We start from the raw sequence: 22,021 nt of genomic DNA on the forward strand, positions 1-22,021 counted from the left end.
ATCCGCGATCCGGCCGGTCCCCGCGGCCCCAGGTCCCGAATCCGAGAACCGAGGAGACTCCCCATGCTCCGACGACACGCCCGCGCGGCGTGTACCGCCCTGGTCGCCGCCGGACTGGCGCTCGCCGGGCTCCAGGCCGGAACCGCGGCCGCCGTACCGGACGCCGGTGAACCGCACCCCGCCCCGACCGTGCGAACCGCCGCCCAGACCCTCGGCGCCGACGCCGCCGCGCCCGAGGTGCTCGACGCGATGCGGCGCGACCTGGGACTCAGCCACGCGCAGGCCCTGACCCGGCTCGCCAACGAGGCCGAGGCGGGTGCGACGGCCGCCCGGCTCCGCCAGGGCCTGGGCGGCGCCTTCGCCGGTGCCTGGGTGGACGGTGCCGAGTCCGGCACGCTGACCGTGGCCACCACCCGGTCCTCCGACGCGGCGGCGATCCGGGCCACGGGCGCCCGGGCCCGGCTCGTGACGCACCCTCTGACCATTCTGGAGCGTGCCAAGGAGCGCCTGGACCGGGCCGCCACCGCCGACGCCCCCGTCCGTTACGTCGACGTGCGGGCGAACGTCCTGGTCGTCGAGGAGACGAAGGCGGGCGCCGGGGCGCGGCTGCTGGCGGCCACGGGAGTCCCGCGCGAACTCGTCCGCGTCGTCCGGAGCGGACAGGCGCCCCGCCCGCTGTACGACCTCCGGGGCGGCGACGCGTACTACATGGGTGGCGGCGGCCGGTGCTCGGTCGGCTTCCCGGTGACGCGCGGTACGACGCAGGGCTTCGCCACGGCCGGTCACTGCGGCCGCGCGGGGACGACGACCAGCGGCTTCAACCAGGTGGCGCAGGGCAGCTTCCAGGGCTCGATCTTCCCGGGCAACGACATGGCCTGGGTCGCCGCCAACGGCAACTGGACGGCCACGCCGTACGTCAAGGGCTCCGGCGGGGCCAACGTCCAGGTGACCGGTTCGGTGCTGCAGCCGGTCGGCTCCTCCGTGTGCCGTTCCGGTTCGACCACCGGCTGGCACTGCGGCACCGTCCAGCAGCACAACACCAGCGTCACCTACCCCGAGGGGACGATATCCGGGGTGACCCGGACGACGGTCTGCGCCGAACCCGGCGACTCGGGAGGCTCGTACATCTCCGGCAGCCAGGCGCAGGGCGTCACCTCGGGCGGCTCCGGCAACTGCTCCAGCGGCGGCACCACCTTCTTCCAGCCGCTGAACCCGCTGCTGCAGAACTACGGCCTGACCCTGAAGACCACCGGCGGCGACCCGGGCCCCGGCCCGGGCGAGCCGGAGCCGGGCGGCAGCTGGGCGGCGGGCACCGTCTACAAGGCCGGTGACGTGGTCACGTACGGCGGGGCGAGCTACCGCTGCCTCCAGGGCCACCAGGCGCAGGCCGGCTGGCAGCCGCCGAACGTCCCGGCGCTGTGGCAGCGCCTGTGACGCGCCCCGGGCCGTGACCGGGGGTGCCGCGAACCCGAGGGGGGTGTCGCGGCACCCTCTCCGGGTACCCCGTAGGATCGTCGCGACCATGATCAATATCCGTGCGTCGCCCTAGGGGGCGGTGCGGCACGGACGCTTCGCGGGGGAGTCGTCGTATGGGCAGGGTCAGGGTCGTCGTGGCCGCGGTGGTACTGGTGTCGGCGGTGGCGGGGTGCGGCTCCGCCGAACCCTCGGACCAGGCGGGGGCGTCGGGCAGGCCGTCCGGGGGCGCGTCGCCGGACGGCACGGCCCCCGCGGGCCCGCCCTCCGCCGCGCCGACCGCCGGTGAGAAGCTCGCCGCCGACCCGGGCACCCGCTACAAGACCATCGCCGTGCCGCAGCTGGAAGGCCTCGTCTGCGACGAGGGCGACGGCGGCTTCCACTTCGGCAGCGACCTCGACATGACGGTCACCGGCGACGACGGCCTCAAGGAGATCGAGGCCGACGGCGCCGCCGACGAGGTGTCCTGCTTCGGTGGCCGCCGGAACGTCCTGCGCAAGGGCACCATGTCCGCCTCGGCGCCGATGTTCACCGCCAGGACCAACCTGTACGCGAACGTGCCCGATCCCACCGCCGCGCTGAACAGGATCTACGACGCGTCCGTGGACCTCGCGACGGGCTACGGCCGAAACTTCACCGGCGAGCCCGGGACCGTCACGAGCCGCTCCCTCGTCGTGAAGTGCCGGCAGAACGTCACCGACACCTTCCCGATGACCACCTGCTTCTGGGCCGACTACGGAGCCGCCGGAGTCGTGGACTTCTTCCCGGACGACTCGCAGTACGTCCCCGTCCCCTCGGCCGCCCGGTGGACCCGGGCCTTCGTGGAGGGCGCGCTCCCGAAGTAGCGGCCCGCGCGCGGCGACCCTCAGGCCCCTTCCAGACCGCCGCGCGCGATGACCTCCGCGTACCACCGGGCGCTGTCCTTCAGCGTCCGGCGCTGCGTCGCGAAGTCCACGTGCACGATCCCGAAGCGCTTGCTGTAGCCGTACGCCCACTCGAAGTTGTCCAGGAGCGACCAGAGGAAGTACCCGCGGACGTCGGCGCCGTCCGCCAGCGCCCGGTGCACCGCCGCCAGGTGGGCGTGGAGGTACGCCACCCGCTCCGGGTCCTTCACGTTCCCGGAGGGGTCGGCGTAGTCGTCGTACGCCGCCCCGTTCTCGGTGATCACCAGCGGTACGTCAGGGAGCTCGTCCCGCAGCCGGGTCAGCAGCTCGTACAGACCGTCCGCGTCCACCGGCCAGTCCATCGCCGTCCGCGGCCCCGGCGCGGGCTCGAACCGGACGTGCCGCTCCGCGCCCGCCCACGGCGAGGGCGACTCCGACGTGCCGGCGCCGACGACGGACGGGGAGTAGTAGTTGATGCCGAGCGAGTCGATCGGCGCGGCCGCCGCCGCCAGGTCTCCGTCGGCCACGAAGGACCAGTCCGTGACCGGGGCGGTGTCCCGCACGAGGTCTTCCGGGAGCCGGCCGTGGAAGACGGGGTCGAGGAAGATCCGGTTGCCGACCGCGTCGATCCGGCGGGCCGCGTCCAGATCCTCCGGCGCCTGCGAACAGGGCCGCACCGCATGGAGGTTGAGGGTCAGCGACACCTCCGCAGCGCCGGGCAGCCGCCCGCGCAGGGTGCGCGCCGCGAGGCCGTGCGCGAGGTTGAGGTGGTGGGCCGCCCGCAGCGAGGCGACGGCGCTGGTGCGGCCCGGCGCGTGCACGCCGTTGCCGTAGCCGAGGAAGGCCGCGCACCAGGGCTCGTTGAGCGTCGTCCAGGTCGCCACCCGGTCGCCGAGGGCGTCCGCCATGATGCCCGCGTACTCCGCGAAGCGGTACGCGGTCTCCCGCTGCGGCCAGCCCCCGGCGTCCTCCAACTCCTGCGGCAGGTCCCAGTGGTAGAGCGTCGCCACGGGACGGATGCCGGCGTCGAGGAGGCGGTCGACCAGCCGCCGGTAGAAGTCCAGGCCCTTGCGCACGGCCGGGCCGCGCCCGGTGGGCTGCACCCGGGGCCAGGCGATCGAGAAGCGGTAGTCGGTCACGCCGAGCCGCCGCATCAGGGCGACGTCCTCGTCGACCCGGTGGTAGTGGTCGGCGGCGATGTCACCGGTGTCGCCGTTGCGCACCTTGCCGGGCGTGCGGCTGAAGGTGTCCCAGATGGACGGGGTGCGGCCGTCCTCCGTCGCCGCCCCCTCGATCTGGTAGGCGGCCGTGGCGGTGCCCCAGCGGAAGCCCGCGGGGAAACGGAGGACGGTCGTGGTGTCGGTGCGGGCGTCGAGCGCGGTCATGGGGTGGGAACTCCCTGAGGTGAGAGGTCTGGAGGGCGGAATATCCGGAGGCGGGGACGGGTCAGCCCTTGACCGCGCCCTGCATGATGCCGCCGACGATCTGCCGGCCCAGGAGGCCGAACACGAGCAGGACCGGCAGGGTGCCGAGCAGGGTGCCCGCCATGATCACGGACTGGTCGTGGACGTAGCCGCCGCCGAGCTGGCGCAGGGCGACCTGCACGGTGGGCTCGGAGGAGGTCAGGGCGACCACCGGCCAGAAGAAGTCGTTCCAGGCGGCCATGAAGGTCAGCAGGCCGAGGACGGCCATGCCGGGGCGGGCGATCGGCACCACGATCGACCAGAAGATCCGGGCGGTCGACGCGCCGTCGACCCGCGCCGCCTCGATCAGCTCGTCCGGCAGCGACTGCACCAGGTACTGCCGCATGAAGAACACGCCGAACGCGGACACCAGGCCCGGCAGGATCACCGCCTGGAGCTGGTTCACCCAGCCCAGTTCGGCGATCAGCATGAACAGCGGGATCACCCCCAGCTGCGGCGGGATCATCATGGTGCCGACGGTGACCGCCAGGAGCGCGCCCCTGCCCCGGAAGCGGAGCTTGGCGAAGGCGAACCCGGCGAGCGTGCAGCAGAGCACCGTGCCCAGCGTGATGGAACCGGACACGATGAGGGAGTTGAGCAACGCCTTCCCGATGTCCGCCTCTTCGAGGACCGCCTCGAAGTTGCGCATCAGGTTCGGTCCCGGCAGCAGCGTCGGCGGGACCTTGGCGAGTTCGGCGTTGGAGCGGCTCGCGGCGACGATCGTCCAGTAGAAGGGGAACGCGGAGAACAGGACGGCGACGACGAGGATCCCGTACGCCACGGGTCCCGCGTGCAGGGTGCGGCCCGCCCGGGAGGGGCGCCGGTTCGCGGTGGCCACGGGGGCGGTCATCGGCCGGCCTCCTTGCGGGAACGGCGGCGCGCGATCAGGGCGTTGAGCCCGACGAGCACCACGATGAGCAGGAACATCACCCAGGCGATGGCGGCGGCCCGGCCCAGATGGAAGAAGCCCCAGCCCTGCTCGTACATGTAGAGACCGAGCGTCTGGTACTGGTGGGAGATGCCGCCGGATATGGAGCCTTCGAGCAGCAGGGGCTCACCGAAGAGCTGGGTCGCGCCGATCGTCGACACGATGACCGTGAAGAGGATCGTGGGCCGCAGCCCCGGCAGCGTCACATGGAAGAACTGGCGCCACCGCGAGGCCCCGTCCATGGCCGCCGCCTCGTACAGCTCGTCGGGGATCGACTGCATGCCGGCCAGGTAGATCAGCGCGTTGTAGCCGGTCCAGCGCCAGATGACGACCGTGGACACCGCGATCTGCGAGGCGACCGTGCCGTTCTGCCAGTCGACGGGGTCGATGCCGACCAGGCCGAGCGCGTAGTTGATCAGACCGAAGTCCCGTCCGAAGAGCTGGGCGAAGACGAGCGTGGCGGCCGCCACCGAGGTCGCGTACGGCAGGAGGACCGCGGTCCGCAGGAAGGTGCGGCCGCGCATCCGGTAGTTCAGCAGGTGCGCGAGCCCGAGGGCCATGACGAGCTGCGGCACGGTGGAGAGCACGCCGATGGTGAAGGTGTTGCGCAGCGAGAGCCAGAAGTACTCGTCGGCGAGGAGCGCGGTGTAGTTGCCGAGGCCGCGCCATTCCATGTCGCCGGGCGTCTGGAGCTCCACGCGGTAGAGCGAGACGAAGGCGGTGTAGATCAGCGGGAAGAGGCCGAAGGCGGCGAACAGGGTGAAGAACGGGGCGAGATAGGCGTACGGCGAGACCGTCCGCCAGGCCCGCCGGGCCGCGCCCCGCCGCGCGGGCGGCGGGGCGGGCAGCGGCGGGGCCGGGCTCTCGGATGCGGTGAGGGTCATGGTGCGGCCCTTCGGAGGGTGGAGGCGGGGGAGGAACCGGGAGGGGAGGCCGGCCGGCGCCGGCGGCCGGGTGCGGCGTCAGCCGATCGTGTTCTCGACGCCCTTCTTCGCGTTCGACCAGGCCTTCTCCGGCGACGTCCCCTTGCGCTCGACCTCGCTGAGCGCGTTCGTGATCTGCTGCGCGATGTTCTGGTCGTGGACGCCGAGCACCTGCACCGGGGCCGCCTTCGCCGCGTCGCCGAAGATCTGCCCGATGGGCGCGCCGGAGAAGTACGGGTCCTTCGCCGCGGCGACCTTCGCGATGGCGCCGGTGGCGGAGGGGAAGTTGCCCTGCTTCTCGAAGAGCCGGGTCTGCTGCTCGGGCGCGGTGAGCCACTTGATCAGCTCGTACGCCTCCTTCTTGTGCTTCGCGGCCTTCGGCACCGACAGGTACGAGCCGCCCCAGTTGCCGGCGCCGCCGGGCAGCGCGGCGACGTCCCACTTGCCCTTGCCGGTGTCACCGGCCTGGCCCTTGATGTAGCCGAGCATCCAGGCGGGGCACGGGATGGTGGCGAAGGAACCGGCCGCGAAGGCCTGGTTCCACTGCGGGGACCACTGGTCGAGCTTGGCGCTGAGTCCGTCCTGGGCGGCCTGCACGGAGTGGTCCCAGGCGGTGCGCAGGGCCGGGTTGTCCTCCCAGATCAGCTTCCCGGAGGCGTCGTAGTACCGCTCCTTCTGCTGCCCGATCATGATCGAGTAGAGGCTGCCGACGCTGTCGAGCCAGGCGCTCTTGGCCGGTGCCTTCGCCTTGTACTGCTTCCCGAGGGCCAGGTAGCCGTCCCAGGTGGCCCACTTCTCGGCCAGCTGCGTGCGGTCGGTGGGGAGGCCGGCCTGCTTGAAGAGGTCGGTGCGGTAGCACATCGCCTCCGGGCCGACGTCGGTGCCGAGGCCGAGGACCTCGCCGCCCTTGCCGGTGGCCGCGGCCCACTTGGCCGGGGCGAACTGGTCCTTGAGCGTCTCGGCGCCGTACTTCCGCAGGTCCTCGAAGCGGTCGGACTGCTGCTGGGTGACGGAGGCGATCCGGCCCACCTCGATGCCCTGGACGTCGGCGAGACCGGCGCCGCCGGCCAGCCGGGTCTGGAGGGACTTCCAGTAGTCGGCCTCGTCCTCGGTGTCCGTCTGCTTGATCGTCACGCCGGGGTGGAGCTTCTCGTACTCCGCGTAGAGCCCGGCCTCCTTGTATCCGAAGGAGCCGAACAGGTCGACGGTGAGGGTGACCCCGCCCCCCGCGCCGTCGGTGGAGGCGCCGTCCGACGCGCCTCCGCAGGCGGCGAGCAGGGCCCCGGTGAGCGCGACCGCTCCCAGGCGGGCGACGGCTCTCCTGACGGTGGTCGTGGCGGCGGCTCGGGCGATGGGCATGGGAAGCCTCCCTTGGCTCCGGAACGAGCGAGAGCGGCTGAGAGCGCTCTCAAGCGTGCGGGGGGAGCGTGCCCGTGAAGCGGTGCATCCGTCAAGGCTCGAAGGCGTAACGGACGGGAAGAGCCGTCAAGTCCTGCCTGTGTTCAATCTCTTGACACACGTGTTTCGGCGGTTCTACGTTTCCGGCGACTTGAGAGCGCTCTCTCGACGTTCCCGGCTCACCGCGTTCCCGATCCGCAGCGCTCCCAGGGAGCCCACCGCCTCTCCCGCAACCCCTCCGTGCCCCACTCGTCGCGACGACATGAGGTGCCGTCCATGCCCGCCCCCCGCACACGGCCGGCCGCAGCGCTGGTCCTGGTCTCCGCCCTCGCCGCCCTGGGACTCGGCCCCGCCGCCGCCCCGGCGGCCGCGGCCGCCGTCCCCACCGGCGCCGGCAGCTACTCCGACACCCGCCCCGCCGGAACCTCCGGGCCCACCACCAACACCGGCGCGCCCGTCACCCCCAAGGTGACCCCCGCCGCCCAGGGCAAGCCCGTCCCCACCAACGACTGGTGGTCCTCCCTCGCCTTCCAGCGCTACGGGGACAATCCGTACTCCACCCCCATGTACGGCCACCCGCTCACCTACCAGGCCGTCGCCGGCGGCCTCGAACTCGGCTACCCGACCACCCCCGCCGTCGTCGGCGACGGGCGGCAGTACGAGTTCGCCCACAAGGCCGACCTCACCCTCGGCCTCACCGGGCTCAACTCGCCCGACACCAAGGCCGACTCCTGGTCCGACTGGACCGTCACCCCCTACTGGTCCGACGGCGCCCGCACCCTGCGGACCACCATCGGCCACGGCATGCCCTTCGTATACGCCAAGGGCACCGGCGGCGACGCCCGCATCACCACCGCCGGCGCCCCCACCGTCTTCGCCGACCAGGGCAACGTCCTCGGCATCACCGTCGCGGGCCACCACTACGCGCTCTTCTCGCCCACCGGCACCGACTGGACCGTCTCCGGCTCCAGCATCACCGCCGGACTCGGCGGCAAGGACTACTTCTCCGTCGCCGTCCTGCCCTCCACCGACGCGCTCGCCACCTACCGCAGATACGCCTTCAGCTTCGTCACCGGCTCCACCGTGAACTGGAGCTACGACGCCGGAACCGTCCGCGCCACCTACGCCCTCACCACCGAGGCCAAGGAGGGCACCGAGCGCGGCACCCTCCAGGCGCTCTACCGCCACCAGTGGCTGAACACCACCGACCCGCTCACCCCGTACACCTACGTCTCGCCCCGCGGCACCATGAAGGTCCGGGAGTCGGCCTCCTTCACCACCGCCCAGAAGGCGGCCGCCACCCTGCCCGCCCTGCCGGGCGGCACCGGCGCCGACACCACCCGCCTGCGCGGATACCTGAACGAGGTCGCGAACTCCGCCGACCCGTTCTCCGGCGCCGTCGACACGTACTGGACCGGCAAGGCGCTCGGCAAGATCGCCCAACTCGTGCCGCTCGCCGACCAGATCGGCGAGACCGCGCTCCGCGACAAGCTCCTCGGCCAGATCAAGGGCCGCCTCCAGGACTGGTTCACGGCCGGCGGCGCCAACGAGTTCTCGTACGACGGGACCTGGAAGACCCTCACCGGCTACCCGGCCTCCTACGGCAGCGACACCGAACTCAACGACCACCACTTCCACTACGGCTACTACGTCTACGCCGCCGCGATCGTCGCCCAGTACGACGCGGGCTGGGCCGCCGACTCCGCCTGGGGCGCCATGGTGAAGACCCTGGTCCGCGACACCGCCAACCCCAGCCGCACCGACACCTCCTTCCCCTTCCTCCGCGGCTTCGACGTCTACGCCGGGCACAGCTGGGCCAGCGGCCACCAGGGCTTCGCCGCGGGCAACAACCAGGAGTCCTCCTCCGAGTCCACCAACCTCAGCGCCGCCCTCGTCCTCTGGGGCGCGGCCACCGGCAACACCCAGCTCCGCGACCTCGGCACCTATCTGCTCACCACCGAGGGCGAAGCCATCGCCCAGTACTGGTTCGACGCCGACCAGCAGGTGTTCCCCGGCTCCTTCCAGCACGACACGGTCGGCATGGTGTGGGGCAGCGGCGCCGCCTACGCCACCTGGTGGACCGCCAACCCCGAGGAGATCCACGGCATCAACGTCCTCCCGGTGACCGGAGGTTCACTCCACCTCGGCGGCCACAAGGACGCCGTCCGCCGCAACATCGCCGAGATGGAACGCGAGAACGGCGGCCCCGCCGTCGAATGGCGCGACCTCCTCTGGGAGTTCCAGTCCTTCGCCGACCCCGCCGCCGCCAAGGCCAAGTGGGACGCGGGCAACGCCGGATACACCCCGGAGGCGGGCGAGTCCAAGGCACACACCTACCACTGGCTCACCGCACTCGACACGCTCGGCGCCCCCGACGCGACGGTCACCGGATCCATCCCCACCTCCGCAGTCTTCGCCAAGGGCACCGCGCGGACGTACGTGGCCCACAACCACGGCGCCACCGCCCGAACCGTCACCTTCTCCGACGGCAAGTCCCTCTCCGTGCCCGCGCGTTCCACCGCGACCGGCACCGGGACGGGCGGCACCGACCCCGGCCCGGACCCGGAACCGTCCACCGGCAACACCTTCCAGCTCCGCACCGGCGGGACGCTCACCACGGCCACCGGCGCCACGGCGGGCAGCGACACCGTCCCCTCGGCGCAGGGCAGCAACCACGACGGCACCCCGAACCGGCCGCTCGTCTACCAGGTGACCGGGGTCAACGGCACGCTCAGGGCCGGAGGTTCGACCGCCTTCCGCCTCCAGCTCGACGCCGGCACGGCCGTCGGCCTCGGCCAGCAGGCACGGATCAGCTACGACCTCACCGGTGACGGCACCTTCGAACGGACGGAGACGTACCACTACTTCGCGACGGACCCGGTGACCGGCTGGGAGGAGTACGCCCAGACGCGCGGCCTCAAGTCCGCCACCGGCACGCTCGGCGACCTGCGGGGCGGCACCGTACGCCTCGAGGTCTGGAGCGCGATCGGGAACGCGGACTCCCGGCTCCAGACGGGCACCGACCGGTCGGTGGTGGTCATCCCCTACGACTGACCCCCAGGACGGCGGCGGGCCCGGGTTCCTCCTCACCCGGGCCCGCCGCCGTCCCTGCTCCCGGCCCGCGCGGCCGCCTCAGGCCGATTCGCGGCGCACCAGAGAAGTCGGCGTGATCACCGAACCGGGGAGCTCGGGGCCCGCCCCGTCGAGCAGCCGCATCAGCAGCTTCACCATCAGCCGGCCCATCCCCTCGATGTCCTGGTGCACGGTGGTCAGCGCCGGGGACGTCCGGCCGACCACCGAGGCCATGTCGTCGAAGCCCACGACGGCCACGTCCTCCGGCACCCGCCGGCCGCGCTCCCGCAGGGTCAGCAACGCCCCCGATGCCATCAGGTCGTTGGCGACGAACACCCCGTCCAGGTCCGGCCTCCGGTCGAGCAGCTCCGCCATGGCGCGGGCGCCGCTCTCCGCAGTGAAGTCGCCCCGGCACAGCAGGGTGGGGTCGGCGTCGATGAGGACGTCGCGATAACCGTGGAGCCGGTCGAGCGCCGACGTCTGGTCGTCCGGCCCGGAGATGTGCGCGATGGCCCGCCGCCCGAGACCGACCAGGTGCCGCACCGCCTCGCGGGCGCCGCCCCGGTTGTCGCAGTCGACGAACGGCACCTCGGGGCTGGTGCCCGGAGCGGGCCGCCCGCCGTAGACGACGGGGATGCGGGTCCGGTCGATCACGGCCGGCAGGGCGTCGTCGTTGTGCAGGGAGAACGCCAGCGCGCCGTCGACGTGCCCGCCGCCCAGATAGCGGGCGATCCGGTCGTGGTCCCCGGCTCCCTCCACCCACAGCAGCACCAGCTGTGCGTCGTGCGCGGTCAGCTCCCGGCTGATGCCCCGCACCTGCTGCTCGAAGAACGGGTCCGAGAAGACCCGGAACTCCGGCTCCGCGATGATCACCGCCACCGCGCCGTTGCGCCGGGTGACCAGCGTCCGGGCGGCGTGGTTCGGCACGTAACCGAGCTCGTCGACGGCCTTGCGCACCTTCTCGACCAGCGGAGGACGGACGCCCGCGCCCCCGTTGACGACCCGGGAGGCCGTGGCGCGGGACACACCGGCGCGAGCGGCGACGGCTTCCAGCGTGGGGCGGGACCCCGTGGTCTGCTCGGGCAAGGCGGGCGCTCCTCGGGCTGTGTGGGCGGCTGGCTGCGTGAATCAGGATATCCGGAGCGACACCAGGTCTGAGAGCGCTCCCAGGAACGGGTGCGAGAGGGCCCCGGGCGGCCCCTCCCCGGGAAGGGGCCGCCCGGCCAGGGGCGTTGTCAGCGGGGCATGCCAGGATCCTGAGCATGATCGCCTCGCTCGAAGCCCTGTTGCCCGCCACCGGCAGGACCCACGTGTCCACGACGTACGCCGACTGGGTCGCCGCCCACGACCCGGACGCCGCCGCGGAGGCGCGCGAGGTCAACGAGGCCATGGGGGCCGAACTCAGCCGCTCCTGGACCAAACCCGGCGCCTTCGTCGACACGATGGCATGGCGGGCCCGGCAGCTGCCCGTCGCCCACCTGCCGTGGTTCTGGGACACCGTCGGCCACCGGCTGATCGGGTACGGCAGCCGGCCCGGCGGCCGCGCCTTCGTGGCCGCGCGGACCGCCGAGGCCGAGCACGGCCTGACCGTGGACCCCGCCTACCGCCGGGCCAACGGGCTGCTGTTCGCCCGGGGCGGGGCCATGCCGGCCAAGGAGTTCGGGGCCCATCAGAAGTTCCTCACGGAGTCGCTCGACCCCGTCGAGGCGCACTCCGCCCTCGGCGACTTCCTCACCGCCTGGGCCGCCTCGAAGGCCGACCTGCCGGCGGATCTGGTGCGCCGGGTGCGGGCCTCCGCCAAGGCCGCCCGGCTCGGCGACGACGAGGTGGCGCGCGTGGTGGCCGCGATCCTGTCCGTCACCCGGAAGAAGTCCGTGCCGGACACGCTCCTCACGGCCGCCGAGCCGGTCCTGACGGCCCACCCGCCGACGGACGAGGTCGCCGCCGGATTCCTGGAGGTCTTCCCCGAGAGCGCCACCGACGGCGGCGCCTGGCTGCGGATGCTGATCGGCTGCGGCGCCACGGAGGCCATGGAGGCCGGCCGGCTCGTCCCGGAGGGCGGACTGCACCACTGGGTCGGCCACTTCGTCCACATGTACCAGTACACGCGCGTGGCCGACGGCGGCGTCGGCCGGCAGCAGCTCCCGCCGGAGTTCCTCGACCTGGTGGGCCGGCTCGGACCGCGCCTGCGCGCGGCGGGCGCGGCCGTGACCGTCCACACCACCCGGCACCACTACCAGGGCTTCGACGCCGACGTCCTCGACGCCTGCCTCGCCGCCGGGGTCACCGTCGTCGACCCGGGCCCCGAGACCCGGATGCGCTTCTGGGGCGAGCGGTCCCGGCGGGACCTCACCGCACTCGCCGCCGACCCGGTCTTCGGCCCCCGGCTCGAAGGAACCGTCCACGCCGGTCTGATGCCGAACTGGTACGGCGCGCCCGCGCGCAAGCCCGGCTCCGCGGTGACGCTGCTCCCGGGCAACGAAGGCATCGCCCACGAGGTGGCGGTCCGGGTCGGCAAGCTCGTCGACATCGTCGGGGGCGGCGGCATGGGAGGGGCGGAGGAGTCCGTCAGCGAGCTGGAGACCCTGCTCGACCGGCCGACCGTCAGCGCGCTCGACGGGATCGTCGACGCCCTCGCGGACGCGTCCGCCGCGGGCGCGCTGCGGCGCTCCCTCGCGGCCGGTCTCCCGGAGGAACTCGCCTGGCCCGCGCTGGAGGCCGTGTACGAGGAGTTCGCGGCGGAGGAAGCCGGGACGGGGGAGACCGTCATCACTGCCGACACGGCAGCCGCGGCCGACACACCCGCCACGGCAGCCACGACATCCACGGCCGTCACACCCGCCCCGACCGACACGGCCGACACGGCAGCCACCGGCGACACCTCCGCGACCGGTGAGCCGGAGGTGCCCGGGGCCTTGGCCGCCGTCGGTGCGGCCGGGCTGCCCGGGGTGGCCGGGGTGACGTGCACCTGGCCGGTGCTCACGGTCTTCGGGCGTGACCGCGCCGTCGCCGTCGCCCCGGACGGCGTGCGCGGCTCCTGCCGGTTCACGGTGCCGCCGGAGGCCACCCAGTTCGCCGTCCACTACGTGGGCGGCTCGTTCCTGGTGAGCTGGACCCTCAAGGACCGCGCGTACCACTGCGAGACCGCCGTCTGGGCCGACCGCCCCGACGAACCCTTCACCCCGGAGCAGACGGGCGGCCTCGTGCCCTACGGGGGCAGCCTGGACGGCGCGTACGGCTTCCAGTTCGAGACCGCCGACGGCGGCGGACGGCACGGCGGCCTCCGTGTGACCCGGCCGGGCGGCACGGAGGGCATCGACCGGGACGAACTGCAGCTCGCCGACGGCACCCGCGTCTGGACCAACGCCGTCTACGGACGGCGCCCCTGGGAGACCGTGGACCCGGTCACCGGCGAACGGCAGGGCGCGACCCCGCTGCCGGACTTCCCGGGCCGCCCCGCGGACAGCGACCCGGCAGGGGAGTCCTCCGAGGCCGGCATGACCCTCGCCCACGAGGCCCTCCAGCTGGCCCCGCTGCCCGCCGGGACGACCGACTCCCCGCTCGGCAGCCGCGACGGACTCGTCGGGACCCGGGTGCTGTTCCGCACCCGCCACGGGGGCAACGCCCCCGACCACTACCTCCTGGAGAGCGTCGACGGACGCACCGCCCGGTTCGACGTCGACCGGCCGGGACAGGAGCCCTGGGGCCTGTGGGCGCCGCCGGAGGGCGCCGTGGAGGACGTCGTCCTCGCCGAGGCCCAGACCAGGACCGGAGTGCGCGCGTACACCGCGGACGGCGTCCTGCTCTGGGAGCTGGACGGGCACCACTCGCCCCAGCACCCCCGGGTCAAGCCCGCCCGGCGGCTCACCCCCTCCCACGGCGTCGCCCTGCCGCCCGCCTTCTGGTACCTGCTGCGGACCCGCGACACCGCCGGGTCCAAGGCGCTGCGGACCGTGGAGCGGCGGACGGCCGACACCCTCCTGGCCGCCGCCCTCGACGGCACGGAGACCCTCCGCGCCGCCGTGGCGCGGGAGCTGCCCGAGGTCACCGCACCGGTGCTCGTCGAAGCCGTCGTGGCCGTGGCCGAGCGGGCCGCGCGCGTCGAGCAGCGGCGCCGCGCCCTGCACCGGCGCGTCACCCTGCTCGCCGAGGCGCCGCCGGTGCTGCCCAGCCGCCCCGTGCCCGACACCGAGCTCATGCCCGCCCTGTTCGGCCTCGTCCCGGCGGGGCAGCGCGACACCTGGCGCCGGACCGCCGACGCGGCACAGCCCGCGACACTGAGCGCACTGGCCGCCGACGGCGCCTGCCTCGCCGGGACGATCGTCGAGGAGGTCCGGCGGCTCTCCCCGCCCGCCCCGCCGCACGACTGGTCGCAGCTGCTCGGCGCCGTCGACGCGGTGGCCTGGCGGGCCGCCGTGGCGCCGACCCCCGACACCGACCGGGCCGCGCTGCTCGCCCTCCTGGAGACCTGGGCCGACCAGCCGTTCGCCCGGCCGGGCAGCCGCTGGTGGATCGGCCGCGCGTCCGACCCCGCACCCCTGAAGGAGCTGCGGGACGGCGGCACCATCGTGGCCTCGGCCGCGGTGTGGGACGGGGGCTCGGCCCGCTGGTTCGTCGCCCCCGCGACCGGGGACACGGAGGCGGACCCCGTGCCCGCGGCCCTGCCCGATGCCCGGCTCGTCCGGGTCGAGCGGGACGACGCCGCCCGGCTGCGCGCCCTGTTCGCCGCGATCGAGGCCCACGGGCCGCTCCCGGTGCCGGAGGCGGCCGCCGCCCGCTTCGCCGAGCTGACCGGGGTCCGCCGGCCCGTGGCCCGCCTCGTGGTCGCCGGCCTCGTCGGACGCTTCGACCGCGACGAGGACCTCGCCCTGGCCCGCAAGGCCCCTTACAAGGCAAGCCCGATGACGGCCGAGGCGTACCAGAAGCTGCGCGGGCGGCTCGGCGGCGCCGGCCGCAGGGCCGTCCTGGCCGCCGCCCTGCCCGAGGACCCGGCCGAACTGTGGCGCCCCGGCGGGGTCCTGGCCGCCGTCGAGCGGATGGCCGCCGAGTGGCGGGAGCGGATCGGGCAGCGGCCCGAGGTGCACGACGAGGCGGCCGACACCCTGGAGGCCGACCTGGGCCTCGGCGAGGTGTGGGCGCGCCGGCTCGCGGGCGGTTACGAGGCGGCCGAGGACGGGACCGTGCCGGCGGCCGGCTGGGACCTCGCGGCGCCCCGGTACGGCCGGGGCGTGGAGGTGCGGGCCCTGCCGCCCGAGGGGCCCGAGCCGCCGTACGGCACGCCCGTCGGACTGCCGCTCGACCGGATCGCCAGCGCCCTGGTGTGGGCGTGCGTCGACCGGCCCGTCGGTGACCCGGCCACGGCCGGCGCGGCGGCGCTGTACGAGCGGCTGCGCGCCGAACTGGCCCGTCCCGAACTGCTCGTCGAGGTCACCGACGGGCGCGTCGAGGACACCCCGGAGCGGCTCGCCGAGCGGTTCGGCCCCGCCCGGCTGCCCGTGTCGCTTGATCGCCGGAAGGAGGAGGGGGAGCTGCCCCCGATGACGGCGTACGACTCCGGACCGCTGGTGGTGTGCGCACCCGGCGGCCAGGCCTTCCTGCGGCCCGCGCTGGCCGCTGACCCCGAGGCGTGGCGCCGGGTCCGCGAGGTCACCGGGCTCACGGAGGAGCTCGACCGGCTGGCACCGCTGCTCCCCGGCGGCGGCCTCGACCGGATGATGCGCAGGGCCGCCTCCGGAGCCGTACCGGACGGCGCGTACGAGGCGGACCCCCGGCAGTCCTGCCCGGATCTCGTCGCACGCGTCGCGGAGGAACTCGGCACCGGGACCGACCCGGCGGCGCTCTACCTCCAGCTGGCGGCCCTCGCCGCGCCCACCGACCGGAACGTGCGCCGGTGGAACGGCTGGACGACCAAGCGGCACGCGGAGGTGCGGGCGGAGCTCCTGGCCACCGGCGCCGTCCTGGAGGCCAAGCGGGCACGGGCGGGCAGGACCCTGTTCCTGCCCGGTGAGTGGACCGAGCTGAAGTCCCCGCACCTGCCGTTGGAGAAGGCCAAGCTGGCGAGCCACCGGGTGCGCCCGCTGTGGGGCAACCAGATCCGCGCGCCGTTCCTCCGCGTGCTGCCGACGGCCCCGCTGCACGAGATGTTCGCCGAGGCCTGGGAGCGCGTCAGGGAGCGGGGCGCCTGAGACCGGGTCTCAGCCGTCCTGGGGTCCGAGTCCGGCCACGAAGGCGTGGGCCAGGGTACGGGTGTGGGTGAGCGTGATCAGCCACGTCCGTACCCCGGCCTCCTCGGCCAGCCGGGCGGCGCGGCCGGTCAGCCGGAGGGATGGGCTCCCGGACGGGGCGCGCAGCACCTCGATCTCGGTGAGGATCGCACCGGTGAGGCCCACGCCCAGGGCCTTCAGGACCGCCTCCTTGGCGGCGAAGCGGGCCGCGTAGCGCTCGGCGGGGTCGGCGGGGACGTCGCAGTACGCGCGCTCGCCGGCGGTGAACACCCGGGTGGCGAAGCGGGGCTGCCGGGCGAGGACGGCACGTATCTCGTCCACCTCGGCCAGGTCGGTGCCCACCCGCAGGACCCGCCGGCCGACCAGCGCGAGGGCCGCGGCGGCGGCCGCCTCGCCGACCTCCGCGGCGTCCTCGCGGACCCCCGGGGCGCCCTCGCCGCGCCCCACCGGACCGATCATCATGCCAGGACCAACTTTCTTGCTCCGTGCGGCGATCGGCCGATATGGTGCCGAGCCGTCACCCATGATGGAGCACGCGCGCGTGGTCCGAGCGACGACCGAGAGGGTCCCCGCGATGAGTCTGCGGTTCACGCTTCACTCCAACCCCGCTCCCGCGAGTCCCGAGCGGCGCGCCGAGATCCTCACCGACCCCAAGTTCGGCCAGAACTTCACCGATCACATGGCCCGCGCGGTGTGGACGCCGGACGGCGGCTGGGGCGACGCGGCCGTGGTCCCCTTCGCCCCGATCCCCATGCACCCGGCGGCGGCGGTCCTGCACTACGCCCAGGAGATCTTCGAGGGGCTGAAGGCCTACCGGCACCCGGACGGCTCCGTCTGGACGTTCCGCCCGGAGGCCAACGCCGAGCGGTTCGTGCGCTCCGCCAAGCGCCTGGCCCTTCCCGAGCTCCCGCCCTCCGCGTTCCTCGACTCGGTCACCGAGCTGGTCCGCGCCGACCAGGTGTGGGTGCCGGCCGGTGACGAGCAGAGCCTGTACCTGCGGCCGTTCATGTTCGCCTCGGAGCCCTTCCTGGGCGTGCGGCCCGCCGCCGAGGTGACGTACATGGTGATCGCCTCGCCGGTCGGCTCGTATTTCTCCGGCGGCGTGAAGCCCGTCTCCATCTGGCTCTCGACGGAGTACACCCGGGCCGGCCGCGGCGGCACCGGCGCCGCCAAGTGCGGCGGCAACTACGCGGCGAGCCTTGCCCCGATGCTGGAGGCCGCCGAGCACGGCTGCGACCAGGTCTGCTTCCTCGACTCGACCGAGGGCCGGTACGTCGAGGAGCTCGGCGGCATGAACCTGTACTTCGTGACCGACGACGGCCGCCTCGTCACCCCGGAACTCGGCACCATCCTGGAGGGGGTCACGCGCGCCTCCATCCTCGACCTCGCCAAGGAGATGGGGCTCGACGTCGAGGAGCGGGCGGTCGAGATCTCCGAGTGGCAGGAGGGCGCGCGCAGCGGCGCGATCCGTGAGGTGTTCGCCTGCGGCACCGGCGCCGCGGTGACCCCCGTCGGCCGGCTCGTCTGGACCGACGGCGAGGTCACCGCCCCGGACACGGACAACGAGGACTCGGTGACGATGCGGCTGCGCCGCCGTCTGGTGGACATCCAGTTCGGCCGCGCCGAGGACACCTACGGCTGGATGCGGCGCCTCGTCTGACCCGACCGCGTCCGACCCGCCCGCACGGCAGGGGGGCCGCACACCCGACGGTGTGCGGCCCCCCTGCCGTAGGTCCGCTCAGTCGCCCGGCCGGCCCGCCGTCAGCAGACCGAGGCCCACCGCCTCGTTCGGGCAGGCGCCGCCGCAGTCGTCGCCGGTGGACGTGGTTCCCTCGGTGACCGGCAGACAGGCGTCCGCGAGGTCGCCGGCCCGGAGGGCGCGGCCCGCGCCCACCCCCCGCTGCACGGCGAGCGCCGCCACCCCGGCCGCGTACGCGGTCGCGCCCGAGGTGCCGCTGGAGACCAGCCAGCCGTCGTCCGGCGCGGTCCCGTCGTACGCGCTGTTGCGCCGGTCGAAGAGACAGCCCGGCTGGGTCGGGAAGACGATGTAGTCGCCGTGCGGCAGCGTTCCGCACGGCCCGGACAGATCGGGCACGCTCCGGCCGGGGAAGACCGCGGAGCGGTAGCTCGACGCCAGGTCGGAGGCGCGGCGCCGGCCGCCGGGACCGATGTGCACCCCGCCGACCGTGAGGGCGCCCGGGGTGGCCACCGACTGGAACATCGCCGTGGGCCGATCGGTGGAACCGTTGCCCGCGGCGAACAGCACGGTGATGCCCCGCCGGACCGCGTCGGCGACCTCCAGATGCAGCTGGGGCTCCTCGCGCAGGGTGCCCCAGCTGCACGAGATGACGTCAGGCGCCAGCTGCACCGCCCGCTGGAACGCGGCGAGCGGGAAGGAGAACGCCTCGTTGGCCATCTTGACCATGGTGAGCTCTACCCGCGGCGCGACCGCCAGGAGCAGCGCCGACATGGCGGTGCCGTGCCCGCGCTCGTCCGCCGCCGGGTCGAAGGCGGCCAGCGCGGGCACCACGGACGTCGCGTACCCGTGGGCGCGGTGGTGCGGATGCGCGTACAGGCCGGTGTCGACCATCACCACCCGCACCCCCTCGCCCCGGATGCCGGCCGCGTGGAGCCGCTCGGCCCCGGCCACCCGGACGGCGTCCTCGGGCAGCCGCAGATAGCGGTCCGTGCGCGTCGGCGGCGGGGTGGTGCTCACCGACAGCTCGAAGCCCGAGCGGGGGACCTGGACCTCGGCGATCAGCTCGGGGTGCACCCGCGAGCGCAGCGGGCCGGACGCCGTCACCTCGTAACGGACGGAGCCCCGGATGTACTTGTTGCGTACGGGCAGCACCGGGCTGCCGAAGACCTCCGCGAGCAGGGCGTTGTCCCCGGCGACGGTGAGGCCCACCTCGGTGCGCGCCTCGACGTCGAGACCCTCGCGGCCGAACGCCCCGGCGAGGCGTTCGACGACACCGGGGGCCGGCCGGAACTCCTCCACCGGGTGACGCGCCAGCAGACCGGGGTCGGAGCCCAGCTGCCGGCCGCCGGCCGACCGGGGAACGACGGTGACCACCCCGCGCCGCTCGAAGCGCGCGAGCTCGTCCTGCACCATGCGGTGCCTCCCTTCAGCTGTTCGCGAGTGCCCGCAGGCGGTGCCGGTCGAGCTTGCCGGACGGTGTCAGGTTCACGTCCTCGTCGGTGAGGAAGTCGATCCGGACCGGGAGCATGTACTCGGGCAGCCGGAGGGCCAGCTCCCGGCGCAGCTCCGTCTCGTCGGGAGGACCGCCCCGCCCGCCCGGGCCGTCGCTCCGGCCGCCCAGCACGAAGAGCGTGATCGCCTTCCCCGCGATCGGATGCTCGGCCGGGACGGCGCAGCAGTCGCTCACCCCGGCCACGGCGAGCGTCGCCGCCTCGACCTCGGACAGGTGGACGAGATTGCCGTTGATCTTGAAGGCGTCGTCGCGGCGCCCCAGGAAGACCAGCGCCCCGTCCTCCCGGCGCCGGACGTAGTCCCCGGAGCGGTAATAGCGGCCGCCCCGCGGACCCGGCAGCTCCACGACGGCCAGGGCGGTCCTGTCGGGTTCACCGCAGTAGCCCACCATCACCTGCGGACCGCCGATGAGCAGCTCCCCGGTCACGCCGTCCGGGACCGGCCTCAGCTCGTCGTCGACGACGAGCACGTCCACGTGCGGCAGCGGACCGCCGATGGGCAGGAACTCCTCCTCGTACCCCGCGATGTCGTCCACGAGGAAGAGCGTCGCACTGTGGGTGGTCTCGGTCGGCCCGTACCCGTGGACGTAACGGAGCCCCGGCACGAGATCGGCGAACGCGCGCAGCACCGACACCGGGCAGGACTCGCCACCGAACCAGAGCCGGCGCAGGGAGCTCAGGTCCCGGCGGGAGGCGTCGCTGAACCGGCTCACCAGCATGCGGATCACCGACGGAACCAGGAGCGTGTCGGTGATCCGCCACTCCTCGACGGCCCGGGTGATCTGGGTGGCCACCCGCAGCCGGGGCAGCAGATGGACACTGCCGCCGACCAGGAAGGTCGACCACAGGTCGACCACCGAGGCGTCGAAGAACAGCGGGGCCACGTTGAGGAAGCGCATGCCGTCCTCGAACCCCACCACCTTCTGCACCCCTTCGAGGAGCGCGCACAGCGAGCGGTGGCTGATCACCACGCCCTTGGGGGAGCCGGTGGAACCCGAGGTGAAGACCACATAGGCGTGGTCCTCCGGACTCCGGCCGGCCAGGTCCACGGGGCGCACCTCGGCCTCCGCCGACGGATCCCACCCCGAGGCCCCGGCCGCCGCCTCGCCGACGGTCACGACACGGCCGGCGGGCGCGCCGTCGAGCAGCTCCCGGTAGCCGGGACCGACCAGGGTGACGGTGGGCTCGCAGAGACCGAGCAGCAGCGCCACCCGCGCGGCGGGCAGCGACTCGTCCACCGGCACGTACCGCGCCCCGAGCCGCAGGGCCGCCCACATCGCCGTCACCGAGGCGATCGACTTGTCCATCACCATGGCGACGGTGGAGCCCCGGCCGACACCGAGCCCGGCCAGCAGGTCGGCCAGTGCCTGGGTCCGCCGTGCCAGCGTCCGGTAGGACACCGCCGCCCCGGTGTCGAGCGCGACCACGGCCGTGGCCGCGCTCTCCCGGCGGCGCTCCAGGATCTCGTCCGCGAGCGCCGGCACGCTCCCCTCCGCGTCGCCGTTCAACGGTCCTCCTGCCAGGTGAGAGGGGAGTCGAGCCGCAGCCGGATCGCGTCGAGCAGCTCCGGGAAGGTCTCCATCTGCTGGTCGTACGAGCCGAAGTGGCCCATGCCGTCCATCACGGTGAACTCGCTGCCCGTCAGCCCGTGCAGCTCCTCGGCGACCTCGAAGGGCACCCACGGGTCGTCCTTGGAGTGGAACTGCGCGATGAACCGCTGGTTGGCGCGGATGGCCTCCCAGTCCCACGGCCGGTCGAAGAACCCGCTGCGGCGCTCCAGTTCGAACCCGCAGTCGGTGTGGTGGCCGGCCACCGCGAACGTACCGAGCAGCGGCGCCGTCTCCGCGTACCGGAACGCGGTGAGCGCACCGGAGGAATGCCCGACGATCACCGTGTTCTCGTCGGGCCGGATGACGTCCGTGAGGTACGGCAGCCAGTACCGCATCCGCCCCTTGATCGGGTCGGGGAAGGTCTCGGCCACCACCTGGTGGCCGAGGGCCTCCAACTCCCGTCTCAGGTACGGGAACCAGATGCCCTCGACGCTCGCCCCGGCGTTCCCGTGGATCAGCACGATCCGCAGGTCCGCCCGGGACCGGGGCGGGACCGGACCGGGAGCCGGACCCGCTCCCGGTCCTGCCCCCGGCCCCGTCGTGGAGATCTCAGACAGGGGACACCTCGTCGTCCAGGAGCTCTTCGAGCAGCTCGGACAGCGAACCCAGGGTCGCGAAGTTCTCCGTCGTCAGCAGCTCGGGTTCGAGCTCGATGTCGTAGAACGTCTCGAAGGCCAGGGTCAGTTCGATCATCTGGGTCGAGTTCAGCGAGAGGCCCCCGTTGAACAGCGGGGTCGCCGAGGTCAGTTCGACCTGCTGGTGCGGGAAGATCTCGGCGATCACCTTGCGGAGGTCGTCCTCGATGTCCGCCTGGGTCTTGCGGTCGCTCACCCTCG

General features: G+C 73.7%; 15 protein-coding genes. 5 read left to right on the forward strand and 10 right to left on the reverse strand.

The features are described 5' to 3' along the window. Positions 1-63 precede the first annotated feature (63 nt). Positions 64-1,434: a carbohydrate-binding protein gene (locus tag DEJ43_RS35115; protein ID WP_015038204.1), complete on the forward strand. Its 1,371-nt coding sequence runs from the start codon at positions 64-66 to the stop codon at positions 1,432-1,434. A gap of 155 nt (positions 1,435-1,589) precedes the next feature. Next, positions 1,590-2,318 carry a hypothetical protein gene (locus DEJ43_RS35120; protein WP_015038205.1) on the forward strand — a complete coding sequence of 243 codons (729 nt, stop codon included), beginning with the start codon at positions 1,590-1,592 and terminating at the stop codon, positions 2,316-2,318. Between the two features lie 20 nt (positions 2,319-2,338). Here the strand turns inward: DEJ43_RS35120 and DEJ43_RS35125 are convergent, their stop codons facing one another. The 4 genes from DEJ43_RS35125 to DEJ43_RS35140 form a co-directional block, all read right to left on the reverse strand. Continuing rightward, positions 2,339-3,742: a GH1 family beta-glucosidase gene (locus DEJ43_RS35125; protein ID WP_015038206.1), complete on the reverse strand. Its 1,404-nt coding sequence runs from the start codon at positions 3,740-3,742 to the stop codon at positions 2,339-2,341. A 61-nt stretch (positions 3,743-3,803) separates the two neighbouring features. Further along, positions 3,804-4,670, reverse strand: coding sequence for a carbohydrate ABC transporter permease (locus tag DEJ43_RS35130; protein WP_015038207.1), 867 nt, complete (start codon positions 4,668-4,670; stop codon positions 3,804-3,806). Continuing rightward, positions 4,667-5,632 carry a carbohydrate ABC transporter permease gene (locus DEJ43_RS35135; RefSeq protein ID WP_015038208.1) on the reverse strand — a complete coding sequence of 322 codons (966 nt, stop codon included), beginning with the start codon at positions 5,630-5,632 and terminating at the stop codon, positions 4,667-4,669. Before DEJ43_RS35135 ends, DEJ43_RS35130 begins: the two co-directional genes overlap by 4 nt. A gap of 78 nt (positions 5,633-5,710) precedes the next feature. Further along, complete coding sequence (locus tag DEJ43_RS35140) at positions 5,711-7,030, reverse strand: ABC transporter substrate-binding protein (protein WP_015038209.1); 1,320 nt, start codon at positions 7,028-7,030, stop codon at positions 5,711-5,713. A gap of 315 nt (positions 7,031-7,345) precedes the next feature. Between DEJ43_RS35140 and DEJ43_RS35145 the strand changes: the two genes are divergently transcribed. Beyond that, on the forward strand, positions 7,346-10,123 hold the full coding sequence (locus tag DEJ43_RS35145) for a glycosyl hydrolase (protein ID WP_015038210.1): 2,778 nt from the start codon (positions 7,346-7,348) through the stop codon (positions 10,121-10,123). A 78-nt stretch (positions 10,124-10,201) separates the two neighbouring features. On the opposite strand, the gene DEJ43_RS35150 is transcribed toward DEJ43_RS35145, so the two are convergent. Then, positions 10,202-11,227, reverse strand: a complete 1,026-nt coding sequence (locus DEJ43_RS35150; RefSeq protein ID WP_015038211.1) for a LacI family DNA-binding transcriptional regulator — start codon at positions 11,225-11,227, stop codon at positions 10,202-10,204. Between the two features lie 176 nt (positions 11,228-11,403). Here DEJ43_RS35150 and DEJ43_RS35155 point away from each other — a divergent pair, with 176 nt between their 5' ends. Next, positions 11,404-16,326: a hypothetical protein gene (locus DEJ43_RS35155; RefSeq protein ID WP_041663244.1), complete on the forward strand. Its 4,923-nt coding sequence runs from the start codon at positions 11,404-11,406 to the stop codon at positions 16,324-16,326. Between the two features lie 9 nt (positions 16,327-16,335). On the opposite strand, the gene acpS is transcribed toward DEJ43_RS35155, so the two are convergent. Further along, positions 16,336-16,827 (reverse strand): holo-ACP synthase, encoded by a 492-nt coding sequence (gene acpS, locus DEJ43_RS35160; RefSeq protein WP_015038213.1) that lies wholly within the window; start codon positions 16,825-16,827, stop codon positions 16,336-16,338. A gap of 112 nt (positions 16,828-16,939) precedes the next feature. On the opposite strand from acpS, the gene DEJ43_RS35165 reads away from it, so the two are divergent. Next, positions 16,940-18,025: a branched-chain amino acid aminotransferase gene (locus tag DEJ43_RS35165; RefSeq protein WP_015038214.1), complete on the forward strand. Its 1,086-nt coding sequence runs from the start codon at positions 16,940-16,942 to the stop codon at positions 18,023-18,025. A 78-nt stretch (positions 18,026-18,103) separates the two neighbouring features. On the opposite strand, the gene DEJ43_RS35170 is transcribed toward DEJ43_RS35165, so the two are convergent. The 4 genes from DEJ43_RS35170 to DEJ43_RS35185 all read right to left on the reverse strand — a co-directional run bounded on the left by DEJ43_RS35170 (position 18,104) and on the right by DEJ43_RS35185 (position 22,016). Beyond that, positions 18,104-19,477 (reverse strand): S8 family serine peptidase, encoded by a 1,374-nt coding sequence (locus DEJ43_RS35170; protein WP_015038215.1) that lies wholly within the window; start codon positions 19,475-19,477, stop codon positions 18,104-18,106. Between the two features lie 13 nt (positions 19,478-19,490). Further along, entirely contained in the window at positions 19,491-21,083 is a 1,593-nt protein-coding gene (locus DEJ43_RS35175; RefSeq protein ID WP_202490857.1) for an amino acid adenylation domain-containing protein, read from the reverse strand. Then, positions 21,080-21,646: an RBBP9/YdeN family alpha/beta hydrolase gene (locus DEJ43_RS35180; protein WP_015038217.1), complete on the reverse strand. Its 567-nt coding sequence runs from the start codon at positions 21,644-21,646 to the stop codon at positions 21,080-21,082. Before DEJ43_RS35180 ends, DEJ43_RS35175 begins: the two co-directional genes overlap by 4 nt. Before the next feature lie 88 nt (positions 21,647-21,734). Next, complete coding sequence (locus DEJ43_RS35185; protein WP_015038218.1) at positions 21,735-22,016, reverse strand: acyl carrier protein; 282 nt, start codon at positions 22,014-22,016, stop codon at positions 21,735-21,737. Positions 22,017-22,021 lie beyond the last annotated feature (5 nt).

This window comes from Streptomyces venezuelae ATCC 10712 (assembly GCF_008639165.1).
GTDB lineage: Bacteria > Actinomycetota > Actinomycetes > Streptomycetales > Streptomycetaceae > Streptomyces > Streptomyces venezuelae.